At 63.3% G+C, this 25,923-nt stretch carries 27 protein-coding genes and 1 pseudogene; 10 read left to right on the forward strand and 18 right to left on the reverse strand.

The features are described 5' to 3' along the window. Positions 1–150: 150 nt before the first annotated feature. From AC0YKC_RS04875 to AC0YKC_RS04930, 12 genes are all read right to left on the reverse strand, one after another. The gene (locus AC0YKC_RS04875) at positions 151–627 is read right to left on the reverse strand and encodes a GNAT family N-acetyltransferase (protein WP_488510333.1); all 477 of its coding nucleotides are present in this window, start codon (positions 625–627) and stop codon (positions 151–153) included. A 39-nt stretch (positions 628–666) separates the two neighbouring features. Then, a complete protein-coding gene (locus AC0YKC_RS04880) occupies positions 667–957 on the reverse strand; it encodes a type II toxin-antitoxin system TacA family antitoxin (protein WP_320297278.1) in 291 nt (96 codons plus the stop codon). Positions 958–1,016: 59 nt separating this feature from the next. Further along, positions 1,017–1,634, reverse strand: coding sequence for a riboflavin synthase (locus AC0YKC_RS04885; RefSeq protein ID WP_320297279.1), 618 nt, complete (start codon positions 1,632–1,634; stop codon positions 1,017–1,019). 61 nt (positions 1,635–1,695) lie between these two features. After that, entirely contained in the window at positions 1,696–2,823 is a 1,128-nt protein-coding gene (gene ribD, locus AC0YKC_RS04890) for a bifunctional diaminohydroxyphosphoribosylaminopyrimidine deaminase/5-amino-6-(5-phosphoribosylamino)uracil reductase RibD (RefSeq protein ID WP_320297280.1), read from the reverse strand. A 2-nt stretch (positions 2,824–2,825) separates the two neighbouring features. Further along, on the reverse strand, positions 2,826–3,305 hold the full coding sequence (gene nrdR / locus AC0YKC_RS04895) for a transcriptional regulator NrdR (RefSeq protein WP_320297281.1): 480 nt from the start codon (positions 3,303–3,305) through the stop codon (positions 2,826–2,828). 111 nt (positions 3,306–3,416) lie between these two features. Then, positions 3,417–4,004, reverse strand: coding sequence for an invasion associated locus B family protein (locus tag AC0YKC_RS04900; protein ID WP_488510559.1), 588 nt, complete (start codon positions 4,002–4,004; stop codon positions 3,417–3,419). 111 nt (positions 4,005–4,115) lie between these two features. Further along, on the reverse strand, positions 4,116–5,429 hold the full coding sequence (glyA, locus tag AC0YKC_RS04905; RefSeq protein ID WP_320297283.1) for a serine hydroxymethyltransferase: 1,314 nt from the start codon (positions 5,427–5,429) through the stop codon (positions 4,116–4,118). Between the two features lie 125 nt (positions 5,430–5,554). After that, complete coding sequence (locus AC0YKC_RS04910; protein ID WP_488510334.1) at positions 5,555–7,195, reverse strand: Na+/H+ antiporter; 1,641 nt, start codon at positions 7,193–7,195, stop codon at positions 5,555–5,557. Between the two features lie 280 nt (positions 7,196–7,475). Then, complete coding sequence (locus AC0YKC_RS04915) at positions 7,476–8,729, reverse strand: L,D-transpeptidase family protein (protein WP_488510335.1); 1,254 nt, start codon at positions 8,727–8,729, stop codon at positions 7,476–7,478. 406 nt (positions 8,730–9,135) lie between these two features. Beyond that, positions 9,136–9,651: a transcriptional regulator LdtR gene (ldtR, locus tag AC0YKC_RS04920; RefSeq protein ID WP_040983294.1), complete on the reverse strand. Its 516-nt coding sequence runs from the start codon at positions 9,649–9,651 to the stop codon at positions 9,136–9,138. A 300-nt stretch (positions 9,652–9,951) separates the two neighbouring features. Then, positions 9,952–10,374, reverse strand: a complete 423-nt coding sequence (locus AC0YKC_RS04925; RefSeq protein WP_320297286.1) for a DUF6163 family protein — start codon at positions 10,372–10,374, stop codon at positions 9,952–9,954. Beyond that, positions 10,371–11,414, reverse strand: coding sequence for an enoyl-CoA hydratase/isomerase family protein (locus tag AC0YKC_RS04930; RefSeq protein ID WP_488510336.1), 1,044 nt, complete (start codon positions 11,412–11,414; stop codon positions 10,371–10,373). The genes AC0YKC_RS04925 and AC0YKC_RS04930 overlap by 4 nt, the downstream gene beginning before the upstream one ends. Positions 11,415–11,576: 162 nt before the next feature. On the opposite strand from AC0YKC_RS04930, the gene AC0YKC_RS04935 reads away from it, so the two are divergent. The 4 genes and pseudogenes from AC0YKC_RS04935 (at position 11,577) to AC0YKC_RS04950 (ending at position 14,799) form a co-directional block, all read left to right on the forward strand. Next, entirely contained in the window at positions 11,577–12,389 is an 813-nt protein-coding gene (locus AC0YKC_RS04935) for a DUF2066 domain-containing protein (protein WP_488510337.1), read from the forward strand. 230 nt (positions 12,390–12,619) lie between these two features. Next, a complete protein-coding gene (gene hemB, locus AC0YKC_RS04940; RefSeq protein WP_488510338.1) occupies positions 12,620–13,651 on the forward strand; it encodes a porphobilinogen synthase in 1,032 nt (343 codons plus the stop codon). A 49-nt stretch (positions 13,652–13,700) separates the two neighbouring features. Next, positions 13,701–13,996: pseudogene (locus AC0YKC_RS04945) on the forward strand (nucleotidyltransferase family protein). 158 nt (positions 13,997–14,154) lie between these two features. After that, complete coding sequence (locus tag AC0YKC_RS04950; RefSeq protein WP_488510339.1) at positions 14,155–14,799, forward strand: dihydrofolate reductase family protein; 645 nt, start codon at positions 14,155–14,157, stop codon at positions 14,797–14,799. Positions 14,800–15,000: 201 nt separating this feature from the next. Here AC0YKC_RS04950 and ppk2 read toward each other — a convergent pair whose 3' ends face one another. After that, positions 15,001–15,921: a polyphosphate kinase 2 gene (ppk2, locus tag AC0YKC_RS04955; protein ID WP_320297291.1), complete on the reverse strand. Its 921-nt coding sequence runs from the start codon at positions 15,919–15,921 to the stop codon at positions 15,001–15,003. A 248-nt stretch (positions 15,922–16,169) separates the two neighbouring features. Here ppk2 and AC0YKC_RS04960 point away from each other — a divergent pair, with 248 nt between their 5' ends. Then, positions 16,170–17,213 (forward strand): aldo/keto reductase, encoded by a 1,044-nt coding sequence (locus AC0YKC_RS04960; protein WP_488510340.1) that lies wholly within the window; start codon positions 16,170–16,172, stop codon positions 17,211–17,213. Positions 17,214–17,218: 5 nt separating this feature from the next. Here the strand turns inward: AC0YKC_RS04960 and AC0YKC_RS04965 are convergent, their stop codons facing one another. Together AC0YKC_RS04965 and AC0YKC_RS04970 are read right to left on the reverse strand one after the other, a co-directional pair. Next, entirely contained in the window at positions 17,219–18,190 is a 972-nt protein-coding gene (locus AC0YKC_RS04965; protein ID WP_320297293.1) for a glycosyl transferase family 90, read from the reverse strand. Between the two features lie 115 nt (positions 18,191–18,305). Then, positions 18,306–18,971: a GntR family transcriptional regulator gene (locus AC0YKC_RS04970; protein WP_320297294.1), complete on the reverse strand. Its 666-nt coding sequence runs from the start codon at positions 18,969–18,971 to the stop codon at positions 18,306–18,308. A 115-nt stretch (positions 18,972–19,086) separates the two neighbouring features. On the opposite strand from AC0YKC_RS04970, the gene AC0YKC_RS04975 reads away from it, so the two are divergent. Further along, positions 19,087–20,334 carry an MFS transporter gene (locus tag AC0YKC_RS04975; RefSeq protein WP_488510341.1) on the forward strand — a complete coding sequence of 416 codons (1,248 nt, stop codon included), beginning with the start codon at positions 19,087–19,089 and terminating at the stop codon, positions 20,332–20,334. Positions 20,335–20,371: 37 nt separating this feature from the next. After that, positions 20,372–20,746 (forward strand): DUF423 domain-containing protein, encoded by a 375-nt coding sequence (locus tag AC0YKC_RS04980; protein ID WP_488510342.1) that lies wholly within the window; start codon positions 20,372–20,374, stop codon positions 20,744–20,746. A 17-nt stretch (positions 20,747–20,763) separates the two neighbouring features. Here the strand turns inward: AC0YKC_RS04980 and AC0YKC_RS04985 are convergent, their stop codons facing one another. Both AC0YKC_RS04985 and AC0YKC_RS04990 read right to left on the reverse strand, forming a co-directional pair. Further along, entirely contained in the window at positions 20,764–20,901 is a 138-nt protein-coding gene (locus tag AC0YKC_RS04985; RefSeq protein WP_320297297.1) for a hypothetical protein, read from the reverse strand. A gap of 59 nt (positions 20,902–20,960) precedes the next feature. Beyond that, positions 20,961–21,104, reverse strand: a complete 144-nt coding sequence (locus AC0YKC_RS04990; RefSeq protein ID WP_320297298.1) for a hypothetical protein — start codon at positions 21,102–21,104, stop codon at positions 20,961–20,963. A 169-nt stretch (positions 21,105–21,273) separates the two neighbouring features. Between AC0YKC_RS04990 and AC0YKC_RS04995 the strand changes: the two genes are divergently transcribed. After that, a complete protein-coding gene (locus tag AC0YKC_RS04995) occupies positions 21,274–22,353 on the forward strand; it encodes a LacI family DNA-binding transcriptional regulator (RefSeq protein ID WP_488510343.1) in 1,080 nt (359 codons plus the stop codon). 100 nt (positions 22,354–22,453) lie between these two features. Beyond that, entirely contained in the window at positions 22,454–23,686 is a 1,233-nt protein-coding gene (locus AC0YKC_RS05000; protein WP_488510344.1) for a serine hydrolase domain-containing protein, read from the forward strand. 54 nt (positions 23,687–23,740) lie between these two features. Here the strand turns inward: AC0YKC_RS05000 and AC0YKC_RS05005 are convergent, their stop codons facing one another. Continuing rightward, positions 23,741–24,937: an OpgC family protein gene (locus AC0YKC_RS05005; protein ID WP_488510345.1), complete on the reverse strand. Its 1,197-nt coding sequence runs from the start codon at positions 24,935–24,937 to the stop codon at positions 23,741–23,743. A gap of 198 nt (positions 24,938–25,135) precedes the next feature. On the opposite strand from AC0YKC_RS05005, the gene AC0YKC_RS05010 reads away from it, so the two are divergent. After that, complete coding sequence (locus AC0YKC_RS05010; protein WP_488510346.1) at positions 25,136–25,840, forward strand: alpha/beta hydrolase; 705 nt, start codon at positions 25,136–25,138, stop codon at positions 25,838–25,840. The last annotated feature ends 83 nt before the right edge of the window (positions 25,841–25,923 follow it).

The following is a 25,923-nucleotide window of genomic DNA, read 5'->3' on the forward strand; positions in this document are numbered from 1 at the left end:
CGGGAGCGGACAGCCGGTACCCCAGGCTTTCAGCCCAGGCAAGAACGGCTCGGTGGTCTACCACACGGCCTGCGTCCACATCGGCCATTGCTTCGCGTGTCAGCCGTTCCTTGAACTCGGAATTATCACTCTCCGTTGGAGCCCCCTTTTTCATCTGAACAATCCCGCGATATCGGCCATTGGTCGAAACAGCTTCATCGGTTGATCCGGAAATGGCAAGAAACTCTCCCGTTCGTAGAAGCGCCGCGCGTTCTCGTCCTTTGCGTCGACAATGACCGCGAACGAGGCGATTTCACTACGGAGAGACCGGTGCAATGCATCGGCCAGGAGGTATCGGCCGTAACCCCTACCCTGTTGCCGTCGATCGACGGCCAGGCGTCCGAGTAGCGTCGCGGGAACGAGGGGATAGCGCGGCAGCTTGCGTACGGTCTCGGCAGGCCATTCGCCGACATTCACCGCAGTGGACGAGAGCGTGTAGTAGCCGGCGATAGCTCCATCCGGCATGACCAGCACGAACGGCGCCGCAATGTTCTTGCGGGCGTCTTGCCCGGCCTGCAGCCGAAGATATCGATCGAGCGGTTCTACGCCACTTTCGAATGCGCTTCTGACGTGCTGCGGACCGAGCACCTCAACTCGTACAGAGACCTCGGTTGAGCCCGTCACCCCTCAGATGCCAGTAGCTTGGCGATAACGACGTACTGTATCGCGCAGGCGATCGTTCACTGGTTTCGGATTGATGAGAGCGTCCACGAAGGCCCGGCTGTCGCGGACAGATAGCTCCAGGCGCTTGTGCTCCTCGATTGCGCGGCGGGCAGCTTCCTGGAGACTGGTCAGCACAAAATCCGTCACGGTGCGGCCCTGTAGCGCCGCAGCATGCTCGATAAGGCTCTTCTGGTCGGCCGTGACGCGTGTTTCCAGACGCTCGCCACGAACGCGGCGTGGTGGGTGTGCCGTCATTGTCGCTCTCCTGGCGCAGCAATGTACGGCCAATGGCCGGGAATTTCAAGGCTGGCACCTCAAAGCCCCTCTTTCGCAGCTTCCGCCAGACGCGCGGCGTAGCGGGCCATGGTGTCGATCTCGATGTTGACGCGGTCGCCGGCCTGGCGCTCGCCCCAGGTGGTGACGCTCAGCGAGTGATGGATCAGAAGCACGTCGAAGCGGGTGCCCTCGACCTTGTTGACGGTGAGCGAGGTGCCATCGAGCGCGACCGAACCTTTTGGCGCGATGAACTTCGCCAGATGGCGCGGCGCTTCCAGCGTGAAGCGCACGGCATCGCCCTCCTCCTTGCGTTCGACGATCTCGGCGGTGCCGTCGACATGGCCGGAGACGATGTGGCCGCCGAGCTCGTCGCCGATCTTCAGCGCCCGTTCGAGATTGATCCTGGTGCCGGATCTCCAACTCGATGCGGTGGTCAGCCTGAGCGCTTCCTCCCAGGCCTCGACCTCGAACCAGCGCGCGTTGGAGCCATGCTCAGGCAAAGCGGTAACAGTCAGGCAGACGCCGCCGCAAGAAATCGAGGCGCCGATAGCGATGGTCTCGGGATCGTAGGCGGTATCGATGCGCAGGCCGACGCCCTCGGCGAGCGGCTTCACGCTCGCAACGGTGCCAACGTCAGTCACAATTCCAGTAAACATCAGAGAGTGTCTTTCGTTTTGACCATGATCTGATCCAAAAACCGGTTCCCACTTTTTGGGATCATGGTCTCACCCACTCGGCATAGCTGTCTTCGCCAAACCGCATCTCGCGCAGCTTGCGAAAACCTGTCGGGATATGGTCGGCGTCGATCGGCGACGCAATGCCGTCCTTCCCGATCGCGTCCGGTCCCTGGAACAGCACGATGCGGTCGACCAAATCTTCGTCAAGGAATGCCTTGGCGACTTGAGCGCCACCCTCGACCAAAACGCTTGCCATGCCGAGCGCGGCAAGGTCCTCGAGCAGTTCCGGCAAGGCGACGACGCCGTCATGGGTTTCAGTGCCGATGAAGCGCACGCCCGCGCGTTCGAGCGCCGCGCGTCGATGCGCATCGGCCTCCAGGCACGAGGCGATATAGAGCGGCACGCGGTCGACGCCGGATACCAGCTTGGAGGTCTCCGGCAGCCGGATCTGCCGATCGAGAACGATGCGCGCCGGCGAGCGGTTCTCCAGCCCGGGCAGACGCACGGTCAGCGCCGGGTCGTCCTCAAGCGCGGTGCCGATGCCGACCAGGATGGCGTCGGCCTCGGCGCGCATCAGATAGACATCGCGCCGCGCGACCTCGCCGGTGATGGCGACCTGGCCCGCGCCCTTACGGCCGATCTTGCCGTCGCTCGAAAGCGCAAGCTTCAGAGTTACTTCCGGGCGCTTCTTCAGAGAACGAGTCAGATAACCGGCCATCTGCTCTGCGGCCTCGGCGGCCAATACCTTCTCCACCACCTCGACACCTGCGGCGCGCAGGATGGCGTAGCCTTGGCCGGAGACGCGCGGATCTGGATCGCTCGCGGCGCCGACGACGCGCGCTATGCCGGCATTGACCAGCGCGTTGGCGCAGGGCGGGGTGCGGCCGTGATGGGCGCAAGGCTCCAGCGTGACATAGGCGGTTGCGCCACGGGCCAACTCGCCGGCCTCGGCCAGTGCCTCGGTCTCGGCATGCGGGCGGCCACCGACAGCCGTCACTCCGGTGCCGACGATCATCGGCCCGGCGCCGTCGTCGCGCACGATGATGGTGCCGACGGAAGGGTTGGTCGAGGTACGACCGGCATTGCGGCGCGACAGCCTGATGGCCGCGGCCATGAAACGGCGGTCAAGGGCCGCCTGCGCGGCCTCGTCCAGTCGCTGTCCCGCCATGATCAGCCGGCTTCCTCTTCAGTTTTTTCCTCGTCGCCCTTCAGCTCGCCCAGCAGCTCGTGAAAATCCCTGGCTTCGCGGAAATTGCGATAGACCGAGGCGAAGCGGACATAGGCCACGTCATCCAGCGATTTCAGGGCCTCCATGACCAGCCGGCCGACTTCGCCCGAAGCAACCTCGGTTTCGCCGGAGCTTTCAAGCTGGCGCACGATACCGGTGACGGCGCGGTCGATGCGCTCGGGGTCGACGTTGCGCTTGCGCACGGCGATCTCGACGGAGCGCAGCAGCTTGTCGCGGTCGAAAGGCACCTTGCGGCCGGATTTCTTGATGACGACGAGGTCGCGCAGTTGGACGCGCTCGAAGGTCGTGAAGCGGCCGCCGCAATCAGGACACACCCGCCGCCTGCGGATCGCCGCGCCATCCTCGGCTGGACGCGAATCCTTCACCTGCGTATCTTCGGACTGGCAATAGGGACAGCGCATGGAGAGCCTTGGGTTCGCGATTTGTGGGCGAAAGGCTTAGAGCCTTTTATGCCTCAGAGATAGCGATGCGCGAGCAAGATTGCCAGCGCCCTGTCCCGACCGTCAGCAGGCTCAGGGCGCCACGTCTTTGGTCGAAAAACCGCAGGATGTACCGAGATTGCGATAGGCCTTGGTGAAGCCATCCATCGGGATGCTGGCGACGGCCTGCTTGCCGAAGGTGACATCGAGCGAGGTGACCTTGCGCATGGCCCGCAGCAAGGCAAGGCTGGTCTTGGCTTGGTTGTCCACCATCCAGCTGGGGCGACCGCCGGCGGCGGCGTTGGAGGTTACGGTCGCCGTTACCTTCACGCCAGGATCGCCGAAGGTCGCGGCGATCTTGTTGCCGGTCGGCAACGTCTTGTTGTCGACGATGAACATGATGGCCGGATACGCATCCGGCGGCAGCGCGTCGCCGGTGGAGATCGACATCGTCAAGGATCCGGCATTGCCGTCGCCGTCGACGAACGCGGTCGAGGCGGCGCAAGTCTTGTGCGCATCCTGCCCGGTATCGAGCGTATCGATGATGGTGGTCCACTTGCCAAAGGTATTGGTGGCCGGCATGTCGGAGCTGGGCTGCTGCTCCTGCGCAACCGCGCCGGATAGGGCGAAAACGGCCAGCGAGCCGGACAGGGCAAGGATGGCAAGACGGAAAGTGCGCATCATCAAAGTCTCCGGTAGGCCGCGCCGCCCGATCAAGGAGCGGCGCGAAGCGCAGGGATAAAAGATGACGTATGTCGCGCGGTCAACCGACGGAGGGCAACCGAGCGTGGATCAGCCGAGATAGGGGTAGAGCGGGAAACGATCGGTAAGCGCCGTGACCTTGGCCTTGACGGCGGCCTCGACCGCCGCATTGCCTTCGTCGGAATTCGCCACCTTCAACCCGTCCAGCACCTCGGCGATCAGCTTGCCGATCTCGCGGAATTCAGCCTGACCGAAACCGCGCGTGGTACCGGCCGGCGTGCCGAGGCGCACGCCCGAGGTGACGAACGGCTTTTCCGGATCGAACGGGATGCCGTTCTTGTTGCAGGTGATGTTAGCGCGGCCGAGCGCGGCTTCCGCGCGCTTGCCGGTGGCGTTCTTCGGACGAAGATCGACGAGCATCAAATGGTTGTCGGTGCCGCCAGAGACGATATCCAGGCCGGTCTCCTGCAGGCTGGAGGCCAGCGCCTTGGCGTTGGCGACGATGCTTTCGGCATAAGCCTTGAAGCTCGGCTTCAGCGCCTCGCCGAGCGCCACCGCCTTGGCGGCGATGACATGCATCAGCGGGCCGCCCTGCAGGCCCGGGAACACCGCCGAGTTCATCTTCTTGGCGATTTCCTCGTCGTTGCACAGGATCATGCCGCCACGCGGGCCGCGCAGCGACTTGTGGGTCGTCGTGGTCACGACATGGGCATAAGGCAACGGCGACGGATGCATGCCGCCAGCGACGAGGCCGGCGATATGCGCCATGTCGACCATCAGATAGGCGCCGATCGAATCGGCGATCTCGCGGAAGCGCTTCCAGTCCCAGATGCGCGAATAGGCGGTGCCGCCGGCGAGAATCAGCTTCGGCTTCGTCTCATGCGCGGTCTTCTCGATCGCATCCATATCGAGCAGGTGATCGTCCTTGCGCACGCCGTAGGAGACGACCTTGAACCACTTGCCGCTCATGTTGACCGGCGAACCGTGCGTGAGATGGCCGCCCGAATTCAGGTCGAGGCCCATGAAGGTGTCGCCAGGCTGCAGCAGCGCCAGGAACACGGCCTGATTCATCTGGCTGCCCGAATTCGGCTGGACGTTGGCGAAGTTGCAACCAAAGAGCTTCTTCGCGCGGTCGATGGCCAGTTCCTCGGCCACGTCGACGAACTGGCAGCCGCCATAGTAGCGCTTGCCCGGATAGCCCTCGGCGTATTTGTTGGTCATGATCGAGCCCTGCGCTTCGAGCACCGCACGCGACACGATGTTCTCCGACGCGATCAGCTCGATCTCATGGCGCTGGCGACCGAGCTCGTTGCGAATGGCGCCGAAGATTTCCGGATCGGCGTCGGCAAGCGTGGTCTCGAAGAAGGATTCGAATTTGCTGGAGGCTGCCGCTGCATTTGACATGGCTTGCTTTCCCTTGGGGCCGGAGGTCTGCGAGGTCGCCGCGCATTAACACAGTTGTTTTGGGGCCGCCACGTTTGCGGCGCGAAATTTGCTGGCCGGTTTGCGCCAAGACTGGCCGACCGGCACTAATCCCGCGGTAGGCGCCCCTTGAGGGTCGCTTCGGAGAAGGTGATTTCCGTGAACAGCTTGCGCGCCGTGTGGTCGTTGATGTCGCCGCGGCGGAACATGGCCTGAAGTTCCGCGCGCTCGGCCTCGATGCCGGCAAGCCTGAGTTCCAGCTCGATCCGCCCGGTTTCGCGGGCCTCGGCGCGGGCTTCATCGGCGCCGTCGGAAAGCGAGATGCGCCGCCGGTAGATGGATGCGACGCTCTCGGCGATGGCGAGCTTCATGTCCGCCGCCTCTCCTTCATTGCCGTCGCTGGCGAGGTTTTCGATCCTGGCGATGGCCGCGTTGGCGGCGCTGACGCGGGCCCGGCGCTCTTCCGCGGCACCCGGATGCTCGCCGGGTTCGACGAGGCCCCGCGCCACCGTCGGCAGGGCAAGGCTGGCGATCGCCAGCGAGCAGATGATGACGCCGGCGGCAAGGAAGATGACGAGGTCGCGGGCCGGGAACGGCGAGCCGTCCTGCAAGGTAAGCGGCAGGGAGAGGATGCCGGCCAGCGTCACCGCGCCGCGCACGCCGGCGATCGAACCGGCGAGCCGGACACGAAAACCAAAGGGTTCAGCCTTGCGCTTGCCAAGCCGCGCGGCGAGCACAGCGCTGATATCGCCGATCCAGACCCAGACGAAGCGCAAGGCGATCAGGCAGAGCGTGAGCAACAGCACGGTCAATGCCGGCTCGAACAGCCAGTGCCGGGTCGTCAGCTCCGGTGGCACCTTGCGGATGATGTCGGGCAATTGCAGGCCAAGCAGGATGAACAGCGAGCCGTTGAACATGAAGATCAGCATTGACCAGAGCGAGATCGTCTGGATGCGCGCCGAGACCGCCATGTGGCGGACGATGCCGGAGTATCCTGTCAGCAGGCCGGCCGTGACCGCCGCCAGAATGCCCGAAGCGCCGAAATGCTCGGCGATCAGATAGGCGACGAAGGGCAGCAGCACCATGACCAGCACCTGCGCTTCGGCCGGTGTGCTGGTGATGCGGCCAAGGATCTGCAACGACTTCGCGGCGATGAACAGCGCCGCGACACCGGCGAGGATGCCTATTGCCACGGCAAAGACAAAGCTCAGGGATGCCGCGGCAAACGAAAAGCTGCCGGTCAGCGCTGCCGCGACCGTGAAGCGGAACATCACCAGACCGGAGGCGTCGTTGAGCAGCGACTCGCCCTCCAATATGTGCATCAGCCGGGCCGGGACGACATTGCGGTCGACGATCGAGGAAACGGCGACCGCGTCGGTCGGCGACAGCACGGCGGCCAAAGCGAAGGCGACCACCAGCGGAATGCTCGGCACCAGCCAGTGCAAGGCGTAGCCGAAGCCGACGATGGTGAAGAAGACGAGCCCGATGGCGAGGTCGAGGATCGGGCCGCGCAACGCTATGAGCTCGCGCTTCGGCGCCGAGAACGCATCGCCAAACAGCAGCGGGGGAATGAACACCAGCAGGAACAGTTCCGGATCGATTTCGAGATGGAAGCCACGCGCTGGCCATGCCAGGGCGGCGCCGATCGCGATCTGCAGCACCGGAAGCGGCACGCGCACCAGCCGCACCAACGCGCCGGAAACGGTGACGAAGGCGAGCACGACGAGAATGAAGACGGCGACGTCCATGGCACGATTCCGGTTGCCCAAATGCCGAGCTGATCTGATCCGACCATGCGCAATTGAACGCGCGCCGTCCAGCAATGCCGTCCGCCGGCCACGATTGATGACGCATGTCGAAGCGGCGTATGCGCCACCTACCGACGAAGACGCCAGCGTGGCGTTCTCGCGACGATGCAGGATTCGGCGCCTCCTATCTGCAGACGCGGCTCTACCCGCGGCCGACAGCGCCTCATCCAACAAAAAAGGCCGCTGCAAGAGCGGCCTTTTTGCATTCAAGATCAGACACTTACTGAGCCGAGCTGATCTGCAGCTCCTGGGCGCCGTCGAGGCCGTAAATGTCGTCGCGGAACTGCACGACGCCCGGACCCGTCGACCAGGCCGACAGATAGAGGAAGTGCACCGGCACCGGATTGACGACCTGGATCGGCGTGTTCTCGCCGGTCTTGATCGCCGCCTCGAAATGCTGGCGATCCCAGCCGGGCGTGTCGCGCAGGATCCAGGTGACGAGGTCGCGCACGTTCTGGACGCGCACGCAGCCGGAGGAATCGAAGCGCATCAGCTTGCCGAACAGGCTCTGCTGCGGCGTGTCGTGCATGTAGACGCCGTCCGGGCTCGGGAAGTTGATCTTGACCGAGGCCATGGCGTTGTTGCTGCCCGGATCCTGGCGGAAACGGTATTTCGCGGCATCGTCCGTCGACCAGTCGACGTTCATCGGATCGACCTCGCTGCCGTCGGGCGCGAACAGCCGGATGTGGCTCTCCTTGAGGTAGTTCGGGTCCTTCCGCATCAGCGGAATGATGTCCTTGCGCACGATCGAGACCGGCGCGTTCCAGTACGGATTGACGATGATCTCGTTGATCTTCGAATTCACGATCGGCGTCTGGCGGTCGATCTTGCCGACGATCGCGGTATGGCGAAGCACGACGCGTTCGTTCTCGACCGCTTCGATCTGGGCGCCGGGAATGTCGACCAGCACGTAACGGCTGCCGAGCGTGCCGGCCTTCTCCTTCAGGCGCTGCAGATTGGTCTGCAACTGGCCGAGCCGGATCTGCGCCGAGACGTTCATCGCCGTATAGGTGTATTTGCCCATGGCGCCGTCTGCCGGCAGGCCATGACGCAGCTGGAAGCGCTTGACCGCCGAGTCGACATAGGAATCGAAGGCCGTCGAAATGCCAGCGCTCTGCGGCAGGTCGCCCGAGACCATCAGCCGCTTGCGCAGCGGCACGACATCCGGATCGTCGTCGCCGAGCTGCAGTTTCTTGGTCGCCGGCACCTGCTCCCAGCCACCCTGGGAGACGATGTTCTGATACTGCGCCACCGCCTGCTCGGTGAAGGCGACCGTCTGCTGGCTGAAGATCGGCAGCGTCGAGGCGACCTTGTTGGTGTCGCTGGCGCGGGCGTCGAACTGGTCGTCCCAATTGCCACGCGTCGAGGATTTCAGGATGTCCCCGACCACGTCCTGCGCGCTGGCATGGCCGGCAACCACGGCAGCAGCGAGCGCGGAGGCTCCGGTAAGGAAGAAACGGCGGCTGGTTCTCATGGCAGACATTCTTGCTTTATCGCTCTCGCTCAACTCGCTTGCAGGGCGGCTTGTCCGCACTCTAGGGGCGGCGAACTTAACAATTCGCCAACCATGACCCGCATCGCCGGCTGCCAGAAACGCGCTGCCGCCACCCAGGTTCCAAGGAGCGCAGGGCATAGGCCCGCAGCATCACCCACACTTCGCATTGCCCGCGATTATGGCGGCAACGTGGCCTTGGCCCGCGATTTGGTTGTGGTGGCGCAATGAAGGAAAAAATACCGATGCTTTTCTGCATCAGCGCTTTCCGCGGTTGCCTGCCTTCGCAAAAAAGAAAAGGACCGGCGCGTTTCGGCACCGGCCCCTCCCTATTCTTTCCCCCGGGCCGCACTTCTTCGGCGCGGCTTCCCGTTCCAGTTCGTAGCTCTTACATCCGGTAAGCGATCGTATCGTTCCAGAAGCGATCGAGCCGCTGCAGCGCGCGGTTCATCTGCTTGAATTCGTCGGTGTTGATGCCGCCGACCGCCTCGATCGAGCCGACATGGCGCTCGTAGAGGCCGGCGACGACGTCGGCCACCTCGTTGCCCTTCGGCGTCAGCGAGACGCGGACCGAACGGCGGTCGATGCGCGAGCGCTGGTGGTTGATGAAGCCGAGATCGACCAGCTTCTTCAGATTGTAGGAGACGTTCGAGCCGAGATAATAGCCACGCGAGCGCAGCTCGCCGGCGGTCAGCTCGGAGTTGCCGATGTTGAAGAGCAGCAGCGCCTGGATGGCGTTGATGTCGGAACGGCCGTTGCGGTCGAACTCGTCCTTGATCACGTCAAGCAGGCGGCGGTGCAGACGCTCCACCAGCTGCAGCGATTCCATGTACAGCGAGCGGATAGCCTCGCGGCGATCGTCGGATACGTTTGCGGTCTTCGCCGCCGGACGCGAATTGATCATTGTCTTTGCCTCTCGTTTGTCGCCTTGGTGATTTTTTGTTTTTCACCTTGATCGCGACACTATCGAATACTCATAAAATTCGACTTAAACGCCAGGGCTAACAAGAGCTTACCGGTAAGAGGTTTCGGAAGACGCTTAACGATCGGTCACCCGAGCAAGAACAATTAACCTAAAGATTTAGCCAATGGATTTTGGGGAAAACCGGGCTCGGAAATCGGCCCGGGAGGCCCGTCTTCGGCCGGCTCTATGAGTGGAGCATGATGTCGTCCGAAAACCACTTCACACTTTTCGGCATCATGCTCATTGGCGGAGCTGGCGCTTCTGCAGCCATATGGTGACGCGAAAGACGATGTAGAGCAAGGCCACGCAGGCATGCGAGACGACGATCAGGATGCGGTGGCCGAAGAGGTCGGGGAAACCGGCATACATCACCGTCTCGGTCACCGCGCAGATGAACCAGATCACCGGCCCCCAGGACGCCAGCATCCACAGGCCCGCCGCGGCGAATGGGAAGAAGACGGCAAGCGTCGCCGCCGCCACCTGCCAATGCACCGGCATCAGGTCGAAGCGCCACAACTCGCCCGGATAGATGCCGATCAGGCGGATCCAGTAGAGGATGCCGAACAAAAGGCAGTAGCCGGCGATGACGCGCTGGAACCAGGCGAAGATGACTTCGGTGGTCGAAGGCTGCAGCACCACGCGCCTGGAGGTGACCTCGCTCACAGCGCGAGTTCCTTATCCCCGAGCGGCGCGAAATAGGCGTCGATGTCGGCAGCACTGACCTCATCCAGGCCCGCCGGCCGCCATTCGGGTGTCGAGCCCTTCTCGATGATGGCGGCGCGGATGCCTTCATAGAAATCATGGCCGGCCAGCATGCGGTTGAGGATGCGGAACTCCATCTTCATGCATTCGTCCATCGACAGCGTCGATCCCGCGCTGATCTGGCGCCAGGCGACGTTGAGGCTGGTCGGCGAGCGGGTTTTCAGCGTCGCCAGCGTCTTTGCGGCAAAAGCATCCTCCGCCCCTGCCCGCTCCAGGCTGTCGATGACGCCGCCGAGCGAGCTCTGCGAAAAATGGCGCGCGATCGCTTCCAGGTCCTGCCGCTCGGTCTCGCGTTTGGCCGGCACGAAGAAATCGCGCAGCTCCGCATTGGCGTCGCCGCTTGTCGCCAGCTCATCGAGCAAGCCCGCCTGGTCCTCGGCCTTGATCGTGTGGGTGGCCAGCCCCGACCACAGCGCATCGCCATGGCGGATGCGATTTCCCGTCAGCCCGAGATACATGCCGAAAGAGCCGCCGAGATCGGGCAGCAAGTGGCTGGCGCCGACATCGGGGAAGAAGCCGATGCCGACCTCGGGCATGGCGAATTGCGCGTTTTCGGTCAGCACACGATGCGACCCATGGAAGGAGATGCCGACACCGCCGCCCATGACGATGCCGTCGATCAGCGCGACATAGGGCTTCTTGAGGCGCGCGATGCGGGCGTTGAGCCGGTACTCGTCGGCGAAGAAGTCGACCGGCGGCCTGCCGGCCCGGCCGGCCTCATAGATGTGCAGGATATCACCGCCGGCGGAAAACGCCCTGCCCTCGGCCTTGACGACGACGACGCCGACGCCCGCATCCTGCTCCCAGACGTCGAGCGCCCTGCCGAGCGCCTTGACCATGTTGTGCGTGACGGCGTTGAGCGCCTTGGGCCGGGTCAAGGTGACCACGCCCGCTCTGCCCAGCCGCTCGAAGCGGATCTCGTCGCCTCCGCCAAAATCCATAATGAGAGAATCCTCCCCCGCGCCTGCGGGCGGAGAAGTGCTAAAGGCGGCATGAGAACGCGTCAATGGTGGCGGTCCTTGCGCTAGCGGGCGGCCGCGCCAGATGTTAGGTAACCGGCAAAGCACCACGCCCGCGCCCCGACAGGTTTCGAGCAGACCGACATGCCTGGAATTTCTCGCTTCGTGGTTGGATTGGTCGGTCTCCTCGCATTGGGGGTTGCCGCGCATGCCGCGACGACCAACGACCTTTACCAAGCGCAGGCGATCGTCACCGGCACCGGAGAGGTCAACCGGCAGATCGGCTTTCGCGAATGCCTCGACAAGGTGCTGGTCAAGGTCTCGGGCGACCAGCGCCTGACGCAGAAACCGGAGATATTGGCGCTGCGCGACAAGGCCGGTCATTTCGTTCAATCCTTCCGCTATCATGATCGGCTGGAAGGCATTCCGATCCATGACGAGCAAGGCACGCATGACCGGCCGCACGACCTGACCTGCCTCTACAAGCCGGCCGTGGTCAACAAGCTTCTGGCGCAGCTCGGCAGCAGGCCATGGCTCGGCGAGCGGTCGCCGATTGCCGTCTTCATGACCGCCGAGCAGGGCGCGCGGCATTTCGTGCTGACGGCGGATGAGGACCAGGGCAAGACGATGCGTGAATCCTTCGCCAATGCGACCGATCCGATGCTGATGCGCGTCATCTTTCCAAAGGCCGGACAGCTTGGCGGCCTCGGTGAGAAGGCGCTTTCGGGGGCCGATATGGCACGGCTCGACAAGCTCGCGAAAAAAGCGGGAGCGGCCCGGGCGCTCGCCGGCAGCATCGTGTGGAGCGAGAAGGAACTCGGCTGGGTCGCCGACTGGCGCTTGGCCGACCACGGCAAGACCTATCGCTGGCAGGCGCGCGGCGTTAGCTTCGACGAGGCGTTCCGGGTCGCGATCAGGGGCGCGGCGCAGATCTTGTCAGGGCACGGACAACCTTAGGGCAGGTCGATATTCAGGTGATGCCGGTCTGCAAATGGCGGCTTCCTGCGCTTCCGGTGCTCACGTACGAAAAGTACGCTCCGCTCCGGTTCTCGGAACCCACCATTTGCAGACCGGCATCACCTGAATATCGACCTGCCCTGCCTTGGCGCGTGCTTGGCACAATCGTGTCGCATTGGTCAGGGGCGGAGACGCGTGGTAAAAGCCGGCCCAAAAGAGAGTTTTCGGCCATGAACAAATTCACCCCCGCAAAACCTGCCGGCGCGCGCAGCGTCGACGAGATCACCGGCAGCCGGCGGCTCAGGCGCATGCGCAAGGCCGACTGGTCGCGCCGGCTGGTGCAGGAGAACCAGCTTTCGGTGAACGACCTGATCTGGCCGATCTTCGTCGTCGACGGCAAGAACACGCGCGAGCCGATCGCAGCCATGCCCGACGTCTATCGCCTGAGCATCGACCTCGCGGTGAAGGAAGCCGAGCGCGCGGCCAAGCTCGGCATCCCGGCCATCGCCACCTTCCCCAATGTCGAGCTTGCGCTACGCGACCAGACCGGCTCGCACATCCTCGATCCGGACAATGTCATCAACCGCGCCACGCGCGCCATCAAGGACGCGGTGCCGGAGATCGGCATCATCACCGACGCGGCGCTCGACCCGTTCACCAGCCATGGCCATGACGGCATCCTGCGCGACGGCGTCATCGTCAATGACGAGACGGTGGAGCAGGTCGCGGCCGCGGCCGTCATCCAGGCGGCGGCGGGCGCCGATATCATCGCGCCGTCGGACATGATGGACGGCCGCATCGGCGCCATCCGCGACGCGCTCGACGCCAACGGTTTTCAGGACGTGGCGATCATGTCCTATGCGACGAAATTCGCCTCGGCCTTCTACGGTCCCTATCGCGAGGCGGTCGGCACCGCCGGCCTGCTCAAGGGCGACAAGAAGACCTACTACATCGACCACGCCAATTCGGACGAGGCGGTGCGCGAGGCCGAACAGGACCTCGCCGAAGGCGCCGACATGCTGATGGTGAAGCCGGGCCTGCCCTATCTCGACATCATCCGCCGGCTGAAGGACGAGCTGCAGATGCCGACCTTCGCCTATCAGGTGTCGGGCGAATATTCGATGATCAAGGCGGCCGCCGCCAATGGCTGGATCGACGGCGAGAAGGCGATGCTGGAATCGCTGCTTGCGCTGAAGCGGGCGGGCTGCGACGGCGTGCTGACCTATTTCGCGCCCGTGGTGGCGCAGATGCTGAAGGGCTAGGGCTGCTTCGCGATTTTGGAATTCTAACGGGATTCGTTAGAATGCATCCATGAGCAGGAATGAAGTCATCGAACGGTTACGGGAGAACGCAGATGCCATCAGGGGCATGGGCGCGACTTCGCTCTATCTGTTTGGATCGGCCGCCCGCGGCGACGCACGCCGGACAGCGATCTCGATCTCTTCATAGACTATGATCCGGCGCGGCGCTTTTCCTTGATCGACCTCGTCGTCATCAAACAATTTCTCGAAGAGAAGATGTCGGCCGAAGTCGACATCACCACACGGGACAGTCTTCATCCGATGTTGAAGGCTGATATCGAACGATCGGCCGTGCGCGTATTTTGATGGCACCGCGTCAGACCAAGCCGATCATCGCAGAGATCATTGCGGCCCTGGATGGCATCGCCTAAATCGATCGCACCGGAAAAATACCGCTTGCATTTCGCAATCAGCCAAGCTACCTAACAACCGCTTGCAAATTACAACTGGTTTAGGAGGCAATGATGTCCAGGCTGCGTGTCAACGCTTTCACCTTGTCGCTCGACGGCTACGGCGCCGGCCCCGACCAGAGCCTCGCCAACCCGCTCGGCGTGGGCGGCGAAAATCTGCACAAATGGATGATCAAAACCCGCTCGTTCCAACAGATGATCGGCAAGGATGGCGGGACGACGGATACCGATGACGAGTTTGCCGTGCGCAGTTTTGAGAATGTCGGCGCCTGGATCCTCGGTCGCAACATGTTCGCGCCGAGCCGCGGCGAATGGCCGGATGACAACTGGAAAGGCTGGTGGGGCCCCAACCCGCCCTACCACGTGCCGACCTTTATTCTGACGCATCACAAGCGCGCGCCGATCGAGATGGAAGGCGGCACGACCTTCTACTTCGTCGCCGACGGCATCCAGTCGGCGCTCAAACAGGCGAAGGCAGTTGCCGGCGACAAGGATGTGCGCGTCGGCGGCGGCGTTTCGACCGTCCGTCAATATCTGCAGGAGAAGCTCATCGACGAGATGCATCTGGTTGTCTCGCCGCTCCTGCTCGGCTCGGGCGAGCATCTGTTCGCCGGGCTCGACATGCTGAAGCTGGGATACCGCTGTACCGGGCAGGTGGCGACCGCCGATGCGACGCATGTGATGATCGGGCGGGTGTAGGCGAAGTAGCTCTTTCTCCCCGTTCACGGGGAGAAATGCCCGGTAGGGCAATGAGGGGCAGCGCTGCCGGTTAGAGGTTGGCCAAGCACCTGTGGCACCTGCCCTTGCGGCGAATGGGATTTCAACCGCCCACGTCGGCGCCGCCCCTCATCCGCCCTTCGGGCACCTTCTCCCCGTTTACGGGGAGAAGGAAGAGGCGCCTCAATACTTCTCCGGCACGTAGAGGTCGCGCGGCAGAACCTGGCGCTCGTATTGCGGGTTGAAGACACGCTCCGGCAGCGAAATCTCCTCGTGCGGCACCTCTTCATACGGCATCTGCTGCAACAGGTGGTCGATGCAGTTCAGCCGCGCGCGCTTCTTGTCGTTGCCCTCGACGATGAACCAGGGCGCTTCCGGAATGTTGGTGCGTGCGAAGGTCTCTTCCTTGGCCTTGGTGTACTGCTCCCAGCGCACGCGCGACTGCAGGTCCATGGGCGACAGCTTCCACTGCTTCATCGGATCGTGGATGCGCATCAGGAAGCGCATCTGCTGTTCTTCGTCGGTGATCGAGAACCAGTATTTCACCAGCGTGATGCCGGAACGGACCAGCATGCGCTCGAATTCCGGCACGTCGTGGAAGAACTCCTCGACCTGGTCCCCATTGGCAAAGCCCATCACCCGCTCGACGCCGGAGCGGTTGTACCAGGAGCGGTCGAACAGCACGATCTCGCCGCCCGCGGGCAGATGCGGCACGTAGCGCTGGAAATACCACTGCGACTTCTCGCGCTCGGTCGGCGCCGGCAACGCCACGACGCGGGCGATGCGCGGGTTCAGCCGCTGCGTGATGCGCTTGATGACGCCGCCCTTGCCGGCAGAATCGCGGCCCTCGAAGATCACCACCAGCTTCTTCTTGTGGTAGGCGACCCAGGACTGCAGCTTGATCAGCTCGGACTGCAACCTGAGCAACTCGCGGAAATAGGTCATGCGCTCCATGGAGGGCGGATGCGATTTCTTGTAGATCTTGGCGATCTCGAGCGAGAGCGCCGGCTCGGAAAGCTCCAGCTCATAGTCTTCGTCGAGCGTGTCCTCGAGTTCGGCTTCGAGCCAGTCCTTCGCCCCGGAATTCGATTTCAGTTCATTCATCGCGCAGCTCCGTCTGCCTGTCGGCCATCATCGCTTCGGAATCGGCTCCGGCCGGACACTCCGTAAGCCGACTGAGATACAGAGGCGCAATGACGGTTTTATTGCAATCGCCCGTCGCAAACCTCGAAGATATGTGATCGGTCCGTATCGACAGCAGGGCGACAAGCGGCGCGAATTGTCCTACAAATCCCCTCGCCTCTTCCAGCGCTCGCCACGGCGCTTCTTTCAAACAAATTGCGAGGACTGACATGGAATACCGCACGCTGGGCCGATCCGGCTTGAAAGTCTCGACATTGACGCTTGGCACCATGACCTTCGGCGGCACCGGTCCGTTCGCCGCCGTCGGCAATTCGGATCTCGCGGAAGCCAGACGCATCATCGACACCTGCATCGATGCCGGCATCAACCTCATCGACACCGCCAATGTCTATTCCAACGGCTTGTCGGAAGAGATCATCGGCGAGGCGCTTGGCGGCAAGCGCAAGAACGATGTGCTGATCGCCTCGAAGGCGCGCATGCGTATCGGCACCGGCCCCAATGACGAGGGCCTGTCGCGCCACCATCTGATCCGCGAATGCGAAAAGAGCCTGAAGCGGCTCAAGACCGACGTCATCGACGTCTATTTCGTCCATCAATGGGACGGCCTCACCCCGGTCGAGGAGACGATCGCGGCGCTCGACACCTTGGTCAACCAGGGCAAGATCCGCTACATCGGCTGCTCCAACTACTCGGGCTGGCAGGTGATGAAGGCTCTTGCCGTCAGCGACAGCCGCCATCAGGCCCGTTTCGTCACCCAGCAGATCCACTACACGCTGGAAGCGCGCGAGGCCGAATACGAATTGCTGCCGATCTCGGTCGACCAGGGCCTCGGCGTGCTGGTCTGGAGCCCGCTGGCCGGCGGGCTGCTCTCCGGCAAATACCGTCGCGACAGCCCGACCGCGCGCCAGCTTGGCGGCTGGAAGGAACCGCCGATCCGCGACGAGGACCGCCTGTGGCGCATCGTCGACGTGCTGGTCGACATCGGCAACGCGCGAGGGGTGTCGGGAGCGCAAGTCGCGCTTGCCTGGCTGCTTGGACGTCCGGCCGTAAGCTCGCTGGTGATCGGCGCCCGCAACGAGGCGCAGCTCAAGGACAATCTCGCCGCGGCCAGCCTGTCGCTCAGCGAAGAAGAACGGCAGCGCCTTGACGTGGTTAGCCGACCGCCGGTGCTTTATCCCTACTGGCACCAGCAGTTCACCGCCAGGGACCGGTTCGGACCGGCCGATAAGGTGCTCGACCGCTCGCATGCCTAAAACAGTCAGCCGGTGATAAAGCGCCAGACTTCCGGGTCGGGCTTTATCTGTCCGCTCAGCACGAAATATTTATAGAGGACGAGCAGCGAGATCGCCTGCTCGTCCTGTTCATTGCCGAATTTGCGGCAATAGGCGTTGGCGGCGGCGGTTATCCGCCCCGCCTCGGCGGGATGCTTTTCGAAATAGGCCACCTTGTCGACCAGGTCGGAGAAGTCCTGCCGCAGCGGCACGTAGTGGACATTGGGCTCGACCTGGGCTTCCGCAAACCAGGTTTCGTAGGTCGGCTCCGGCATCAGGCAGAGCGAATTGGAGCTCATGATCCATTTCAGGTTTGTCGCGACGTCATTGCCTTCGAGCGAGACGATGTAGCGATACTGCCGCTGCTGCTCGATGTTCAGGAACGGCTTGCGGTACCCATCCGGCGCGTCGGCCCTGTGGGAACCCGCATCGCAAATCGGCAGCTCGGCGGCCTTTTCCACGAATCGGGTGCGAAGCGGATTGTTGAGGTGACCGCGCCAGACCACCATCGGGCGCTTGTCGGCGAAAGACAGCTTGTCGGGCGGCATGTAGAAGTGACGGAACTTGTTCAGCTTCATCAGCACGCCGTTCGCGTTGTCGTCGCCGATGGGCCGGTCCTTGACGATCCTCGGTACCTCCGGAACGCCGACGACGTCGCCGAATTCGAAATCGATCAGCAGGCCGGGATCGAAATAGCGGGCGAATTCCTTGAGGTCGTAATAATACATGCTGGAAGCGGACGGCAGCTTGCCGACAGCTATGGCGTCCGGACTGGTCACGAACGGGTGTTGCAGTTTGTTGTAGTAGTTCAGTCGCTCGCGAACCGTCTTGCCCGAAAGCCTGGCCTGCTCGAGCCTGCTGGCCAGGCGGTCGCGGAACAGGGATTGCGGTGCGCGGTCACGCGCGAAATTGCGCGCGTAGTAGAACAGCTTTGCGGCGGTTCGTGAGAGTGTGGCCATGCGTCCGCGAGTTCAGCAAGATGGTCAATGGTAGTCGGCCTTCATCCCCCTCGTCTCCTACAGCATTCTCCCAGCCATGTTGCAAGCCCGCTAATGCGAATGACCCCACAGGACCTTACGCTGCGACGACGGCGAACCCTCTTGCGCGCAGACCGCGCCGGTCGTCATGCAGTGAGGTGACCAGCCGATCGCGGCTGCCGGCGATGTGAGCGGAAAGCAGCCGCGCCGCTTGCTCGGCATCGCCGCTCCTGACGGCGGCGAGGATGGCATGATGTTCGGTCCAGGCGCGGCCGAGGGCCTTCTCATCGCGCACCTCCAGCCAGCGTGCCCGCGACAGCCTGGTCATTGCATCGCGAACGGCCCTGAGCAGAAACTCGTTGCCGGAAAGCCTTGCCAATTCGATGTGGAAATCCAGGCCGACGCGATGCCACTCCTCGCGCGGCGTCTCGGCATCGCAGGAATCGAGCATCGCCGCGATCACCTCGATGCCGCCGCGGTCGTCGAGCGCCGCCGTCAGGCGAACCGCCGCGACCTCGACAGCCTCGCGGTAGACGGCGATCTGTCCGAGCTCCGCGAGGTTGATCGGCGCCACCGTCCAGCCGCGGCCATCGCGGCCGACCAGCCCTTCCGTTTCCAGGCGCAGCAGCGCCGCCCGCACCGGCGTGCGCGAAGCGCCGAACTGGCTCTCGATCCAGCGTTCGGTCAAACGTTCGCCCGGGCCGATCTCCAGCCCGAGGATCATCTCGCGAAGCTGCCTTTCGACATTTTGCATCTGCGACATTGTCGTTCCGTTTTCCAACGCCGCATTGACAGCGGCTAATGTCAGGTCCATGACGAATACCAGCTTGGTATCCCAAATCGGTATCCGCAACAACCCCAGCATTGGCATGCCTGACATGACGTCCAACGAATCCGAACAGAGCGGCTTCAACATCCATTGGCGGCGCAACCTCGCCGTCTGCTTCGCCGGCTCGTTCAGCACGCTTATCGCCATGACGCTGCTGTTGCCGTTCCTGCCACTTTACGTCGAGCAACTCGGCGCCGAGGGCCACGCGGCCATCGTGCAGTGGTCGGGTATCGCCTATGGTGCGACCTTCTTCGCGGCAGCACTGGTCGCGCCCTTGTGGGGACGACTGGGCGACCGCTACGGCCGCAAACTGATGCTGGTGCGCGCTTCGTTCGGCATGGCGATCTGCATGTCGCTGACCGGCATGGTCCAAAGTGTGTGGCAGCTGGTGCTGCTTCGGCTGCTGATCGGTTTTGCCGGTGGCTATTCGTCAGGTTCGACAATTCTGGTGGCTATGCAGACGCCGAAGGAGCGTTCGGGTTGGGCGCTGGGCGTGCTGGCGGCGGGCATCACGGCGGGCTCGCTGGTCGGACCGCTGCTCGGTGGGCTGCTGCCGCCGCTGATCGGCATCCGCGCGACCTTCCTGCTGTCCGGCGCCGTCATCTTCCTGGCCTTCCTGGCGACGACTTTCCTGATCAAGGAGAATCCGCCGGCGCCCAAGCCCGCCTCGACGGCGAAGCCGAAAAGCGGCTGGTCGCAGATTCCCGACAAGCGGCCGATCATCGCCATGCTGACCACCGGCATGCTGCTCGCCTTCGCCACCATGTCGATCGAGCCGATCATCACCGTCTATGTGCAGCAGCTCGTCGAGGACCAGAGCAAGGTCACCATGGTCGCCGGCGTCGTCATGTCCGCGGCTGCGCTCGGCACCATCCTGTCCTCATCCTGGCTGGGAAAACTCGCCGACCGCGTCGGCCACTGGAACGTCGTGGTCGGCGCCCTTGCTGTCTCGGCCTTGCTGCTCATTCCGCAGGCCTTCGTCACCAATGGCTGGCAATTGATCGGCCTGCGCTTCCTGATGGGACTGGCGCTGGGCGGACTGTTGCCCTGCATCACCAGCGTTATCCGCCACAACATCCCCGACGGGATCGGCGGCAATGTGCTTGGCCTGGCGATCTCGGCGCAATATGTCGGCCAGGTCGCGGGACCGCTGTCCGGCGGCTACGTCGGCGGCCATTTCGGCATGCGCTCGGTCTTTCTGGGCACATCGGTGCTGATGGCGCTCGGCGCGGTCTATAACTGGATTGTCCAGTCGCGGCGGGCACGGCATATGCTGCTTGAAGCCGGCGAGTCCTGACCGGCACATCGCCCAACCGCAGCATGGAGCATCCAAGATGAGTCTTACGGCCCAGGCATCAGGCGGCGGGAGCCGCGTCCTCGTGCTGGCAGCCGGCCTCGTCGGCGCGGCCGGCGTGGCGTTGTCGGCGGCGGCCGCGCATCGCGGCGGCGCCTTCACCGGCACGGCGGCCAACTTCCTGCTGATGCATGCGCCGGCGTTCCTCGTCATCGGCCTTGCCGGCGGCAACCGCTGCCTCAGGATCGCCAGCCTCGTCCTGCTCGCGGGCCTGCTTCTGTTCTGCGGCGATCTGCTCGCCCGCGATTTTCTCGGCTCGCGGCTGTTCCCGATGTCGGCGCCGATCGGAGGCACCTTGTTGATCGCCGGCTGGGTGGCGATCGCCGTCTCGGCGCTGTGGCGCCCGCGACCCTGACCTATCTTTGCCCTGACCTACCTTTGCCCGAAACGCCGCTTGCGCTGGCGCACCGGCAATCCGTCCACGCGACGCCGTTCAGGCTGCTCGGTTCCGGGCGTGATGCCCCAATAGTTGCGGTAGATGTCCTGAAACAGATGGCCGATCGGATGCATGACCACGTTCTCCTTCTATTGAATCGATCCAATACGCCGGCGTAAAATATGACCGTGGGTCAGCCGCGCTTGCGCTCCACGAGAAAGCGCGGCGCGCGCTTCCACGGGCCCAATCTGCCCCGGCGTTTCTCGCTGGCGGCGACCGAGGCGATGCCCCAGTCGTCGCGGTAGATGTCCTCGAACAAATAGCTCACCGGATGCACGGCACCCTCCTGTCGAAACCCGCCATATATGGGACTTGGATCGATTCAAATCATAGGCCTCATCCACCTCAAGTCAAGCTGAAATTTGAATCGATCCAACAAAAATGTTAGATGACCTGCGACAATTCAGCGGTCATGTTCGTCGCGTGACCGGATTCGGAGGAACGACATGGCATCACTCCTCGAAGGCCAGGCAAGACCGATCAGGCTGGCCGACATCGCCAAGGCCGCCGGCGTCTCGCATGGCACGGCCTCGAACGTTTTCAGCCGCCCCGAGATCGTGCGCGCCGAAGTGCGGGAACGGGTCAAGGCGGTCGCTGAGCAGATGGGTTATGCCGGCCCGGACCCGAAAGGCCGCCTGCTGCGCGCCGGCAAGGTCAACGCCATCGGCGTCGCCACCACCGAGCCCCTCTCCTACTTCTTCGACGATCCGTTCGCCCGCGTGATGATGGCCGGCATTTCGCAGGCCTGCGACGCCACCGGCGCGGGCATCGCGCTGGTCTCGGCCGCCAACCAGGAAAAGCTCGCCTGGAACATCCAGAGCGCGCTCGTCGACGGTTTCGTGCTGTTCTGCATCGAAGGCGGTTCTCGCCTTGTCGACCTGACGCGCGAGCGCAGGCTGCCTTTCGTTGCGCTGGAACTCGGCTTCCAGGACGAAACGGTATCGGCCATCGGCGTCGACAATGTCGCCGGCGCGAGGCTCGCCGCGCGCCATCTCGCCGAGCTCGGCCATCGCCGCTTCGCCGTGCTGTCGCTCGGCTTTGCCGACAATCGCACCGGCTTCGCCACGCCGGAAGCCGTGCGCAGCGCAGTCTACACCGGAACGCGCGATCGCCTTGCCGGCTATTTCGAGGAGCTTTCCCGCTTCGGCATCGATACGGCGAAGATCCCCGTCTACGAGACTGAGAACGAAGACAAAAGCACCAGGGCCGGCCTCGAGGCGATCTTTGCCAAGGAGGAGCCGCCGACCGCCATCCTGGCGATGTCGGACCGCATGGCGCTGATAGCCATCGACTGGCTGAAAGCCCGAGGCCTCAACGTTCCCGGCGACGTCTCCATCGTCGGCTTCGACGGCGTGCCGGACGGCGCGCTGTCCACGCCGCCGCTGACGACCATCGCCCAGCCGATCATCGAGATCGGCCGCCGCGCCGCGCGCATGATCCTCGACCATGACGGCGCGGTGCGGCGCGAGACGATGGGCGTCGAGTTCATCGTCAGAGGCTCGACCGGCCCCGCTCCAAGAGGCTGAGCGACCTTTCGCTTGCAGCTAGCAAGCAATAGTTGGCAATGGCGCGGAGAGCGTGCAGGATGCCTAGTTAGCCTTTGATGGCGACGAGGACATCGGCGCAATGAGCCCCTTGGACAGCGAACCGGTTGGTGATCCTGCGAACCTCGGCTTCGACAAGGTACGGCTGACGCGACTCAAGCATTGGATGCAGCGCTACACGGACACGGGGCGCTGGCCCGGCGGTGCGGTACTCGTCGCTCGCCACGGAGAGCTCGCCTTTTTCGAATGCGCCGGGCACGCCGACGTCGAAGCTAAGCGGCCTTGGCAGCGTGACCTCATCGCCCGCATCTGGTCGATGACCAAGCCTGTCACCGCGGTCGCGCTGCTGATGCTGTACGAGCAAACGCGCGTGCATCTCGACGACCCGGTCGAAGCCTATCTGCCGGAATTCAAAGATATGCAACTTCTGATACCGGGCGCGACCTCGCTCGACCAGACGGTGCCCGTCAAGACGAAGCCGACGATCCACCATCTACTGACCCACACATCGGGTTTGAGCCTCTTTACCGGCCCTCGCTTACTCGGTGAAGCTTATGCTAGAGAAGCGCTCGGCCTAGCCAAGGGCTATGGTGGGCTCGACAAGATGGTGCGCCGGATCGCCGAGCTGCCGTTGGAGTGGGAGCCGGGTACGAGATGGCAATATAGCGTCGGAAGTGATGTCATCGGCCGTATCGTGGAAGTCGTTTCGGGGATGACGCTCGACAAGTATTTCGCAACACGGATCTTCGAGCCTCTCGGTATGACCGACACAGGTTTCTCGGTGCCGGAATCCGAGATGAGCCGCTTGTCCCCGCAGTATGAGGTAACCCCCGCAGGCATAGCATTGAACGAAGCGCCGGAGATTTCGGCGTGGCTGCAAGGCAAGGTTGATACGTTCTGCGGCGGAGGCGGCCTCGTCGGAACCATCGACGATTATTGGCGGTTCGCCGAAATGCTACGCGCTGGAGGCGAACTCAACGGCGAACGCATCCTCGGTCCGCGCACTTTGAGATTGGCGGCGTGCAATCACCTGCCGGGAGATCTTGCCTCGTTGGCAACCGAAGTTTGGGCCGAGACCCAATTCGATGGTATCGGGTTCGGTTTGTTGGGCTCCGTCGTCCTTGATCCGGCCAAGGCAAAAATTTCGGCGCAGGTCGGAGATTATGGCTGGGGCGGAGCGGCAGGCACTTTCTTCTGGGTGAGTCCCGTCGACGACATGGTGGTCATTCTCTTCACGCAACTCTTGCCCTCGAGCGCCATTCCGGTGCGCAAGGAACTGCGCGCACTCGTCCATGGTGCCCTTACAGGGGTCTGAGACTCGTCAACAGAAACTGCGCAGTGCGCGCGCTCAGATCAGTTCGGCATCACGCTAGTATCCCCCCGCCCTCGCCGGCAGCGGCTGCGCGCCGAATGGCTTACGTCCAGGCTCCTCGCGCATCGGCTTGGCGCGGGACGGGCCGAGGCCGGCGAACCATTCGAGATAGAGCGCAAGCGCGAGCTGCATGGCGATGCCGGCCGCGATCAGCAGCGTATCGTAGGCCAGGCCGCCCGGATTGATCAGCTTCAGCACCTGCGCCGCCATGGCAAGTAGCGTGCCTGCGACGAACACCGGCAGCGAGCGCTTACCCAGGATCGCCAGAGGATTGTCGGGCCGGACGCGGAAGAAGTTGGAGACCGCTGGCAGGGCCACGATCAGATAGCTGACCGACAGAATGTGCAAGAGCCGCGGCAGCGACAGGAAGGTCTTGTCGAAGCCGCCGATCACTACCGGCAGGTTGAACCAGGTGATCTGCCCCCAAAGCGGGGTGTGCACCCAGATCGCCGCGCCGGCCACATAGATGCCGGCGCCACCAAGCAGCCACGGATTGACCGGGATCCGTCCGCCGCGCTTCACATGCAGCATGGCGGCAAGGCCGATGTTGAACAGGAACTGCCAGGACAGCGGGTTGAGGAACCAGAAGCCCGGCTCCGGATAGTTCGGCGGCGCGATCTGCCAGATGCCGGCGACGAGCCAAAGCAGGCCGGACACGATCAGCGCCGGCACCGGCCGATAGCTGACGAACAGCACGAAAAGGGGCGCCGCCAGAAGCAGCGCCGCATAGACTGGCAGGATGTTGTTGTAGCCGAGCTGGTGGCCGAGCGTGACGATGCCGAGCAGCACCTGCGGCGTGTTCTTCATCAAGGGCTCGATGTTGATCATCGTCAGCATTTCCGGACGATGAGCCAACACCGCGGCGGCGCAAAACAGCGCAATCACCACCATCGTGATGACGATGTGGGAGATGTAGAGCACGCCGGCGCGCCGCCACATCTTCAAAGTCGCGAGCAATCGGCCGCCCGGCTTGAACTTCGTGCCGTAGGCCAGCGCGACCGAGATGCCGGAAATCAGCACAAAGGCTTCGGCAGCATCGGAAAAGCCGAAATTCTTGTAGGTCCAGTTCTCGAAGACAGTGCCCGGCACATGGTCGACGAAAATGGTGAGCAGCGCGAGCGCGCGCAGCACGTCGATACGCGTATCGCGCTCGTCGATACGCCTATGGCGATCGTTAGGAACAGGGGTGGTCATCGACAAAAGGCCTCAAAGCTGGTTGTTCATAGCCAGCAATGCGACCCCCGGGGCGCACCGCTTCGATTCCTCCCATGAGGAGTGTATCGGCGCAGAAACGGACTGAAATGCGCATGGTTCAATCAACTTTCGCGGAGCGCCAAAATATTCCGTTTTGAAGCCGGCAAATCAACGAATCTCTCATGGAATCAAATGGATATGAGCGTTCCCGAATATAGCGACAAAAACAGCGTCCTGCGCGAGGATCTGAGATTTCCCTACCGTCTGCTGAAGCCGGCAAACGCAAGCGGCGAGTGCCTGTTCGTGCTGCACGGCTCGGGTGTGGACGAGACGACGATGCTGCCGCTGGCCATGCAGATCGCGCCGCGTTCGGTGATCGTCGCAGCGCGCGGCCGCATCCCGCAGGAGGACGGATTTCGCTGGTTCGAGCGAATCACGCCGACCAGTTTCGAGCAGGCCAGCATCCATGCGGAGACGGCTGCCTACGCCCAGTTCGCAATGGAAGCCGTGAGGGAGCATGGGCTCAACCTTCAGCGTGCGACCTTCCTTGGCTATTCGAACGGCGCCAATGTCGTCTCCAGCCTGATGCTGCTCCATCCGGGTGTGGTCAGGCAGGCGGCGCTCTTGCGGGCAATGCCGGTGCTCGACACTTCGCCCATGACCGACCTCGAGGGAAGCCGCGTGCTGATCGTCGCTGGCGCCGCCGACCAGACCTACGGCCCGTTCGCACCCGCTCTGGTGACGCTGTTCAGCCAGCGTGGCGCCGAGGTCGACGCGCGCATCGTCGCCTCGGGCCACGAATTTGGCGATGCGGACGCCGCGATCATGCGGCAGTGGCTTGCAGAGTCTGCGCCGGTTGCGCGGAGAGCGTCTCCTTCCATCGCCCAGGCGCCAAAAAGGTGACGCACTTCACAGCCTGGCGCGGCATGTCGCTCCATTGTCATATGTCTGTCACACACTGTCTATCGAGATACTGTTCACCGAGG

The organism is Mesorhizobium sp. CNPSo 4661 (assembly GCF_057784215.1).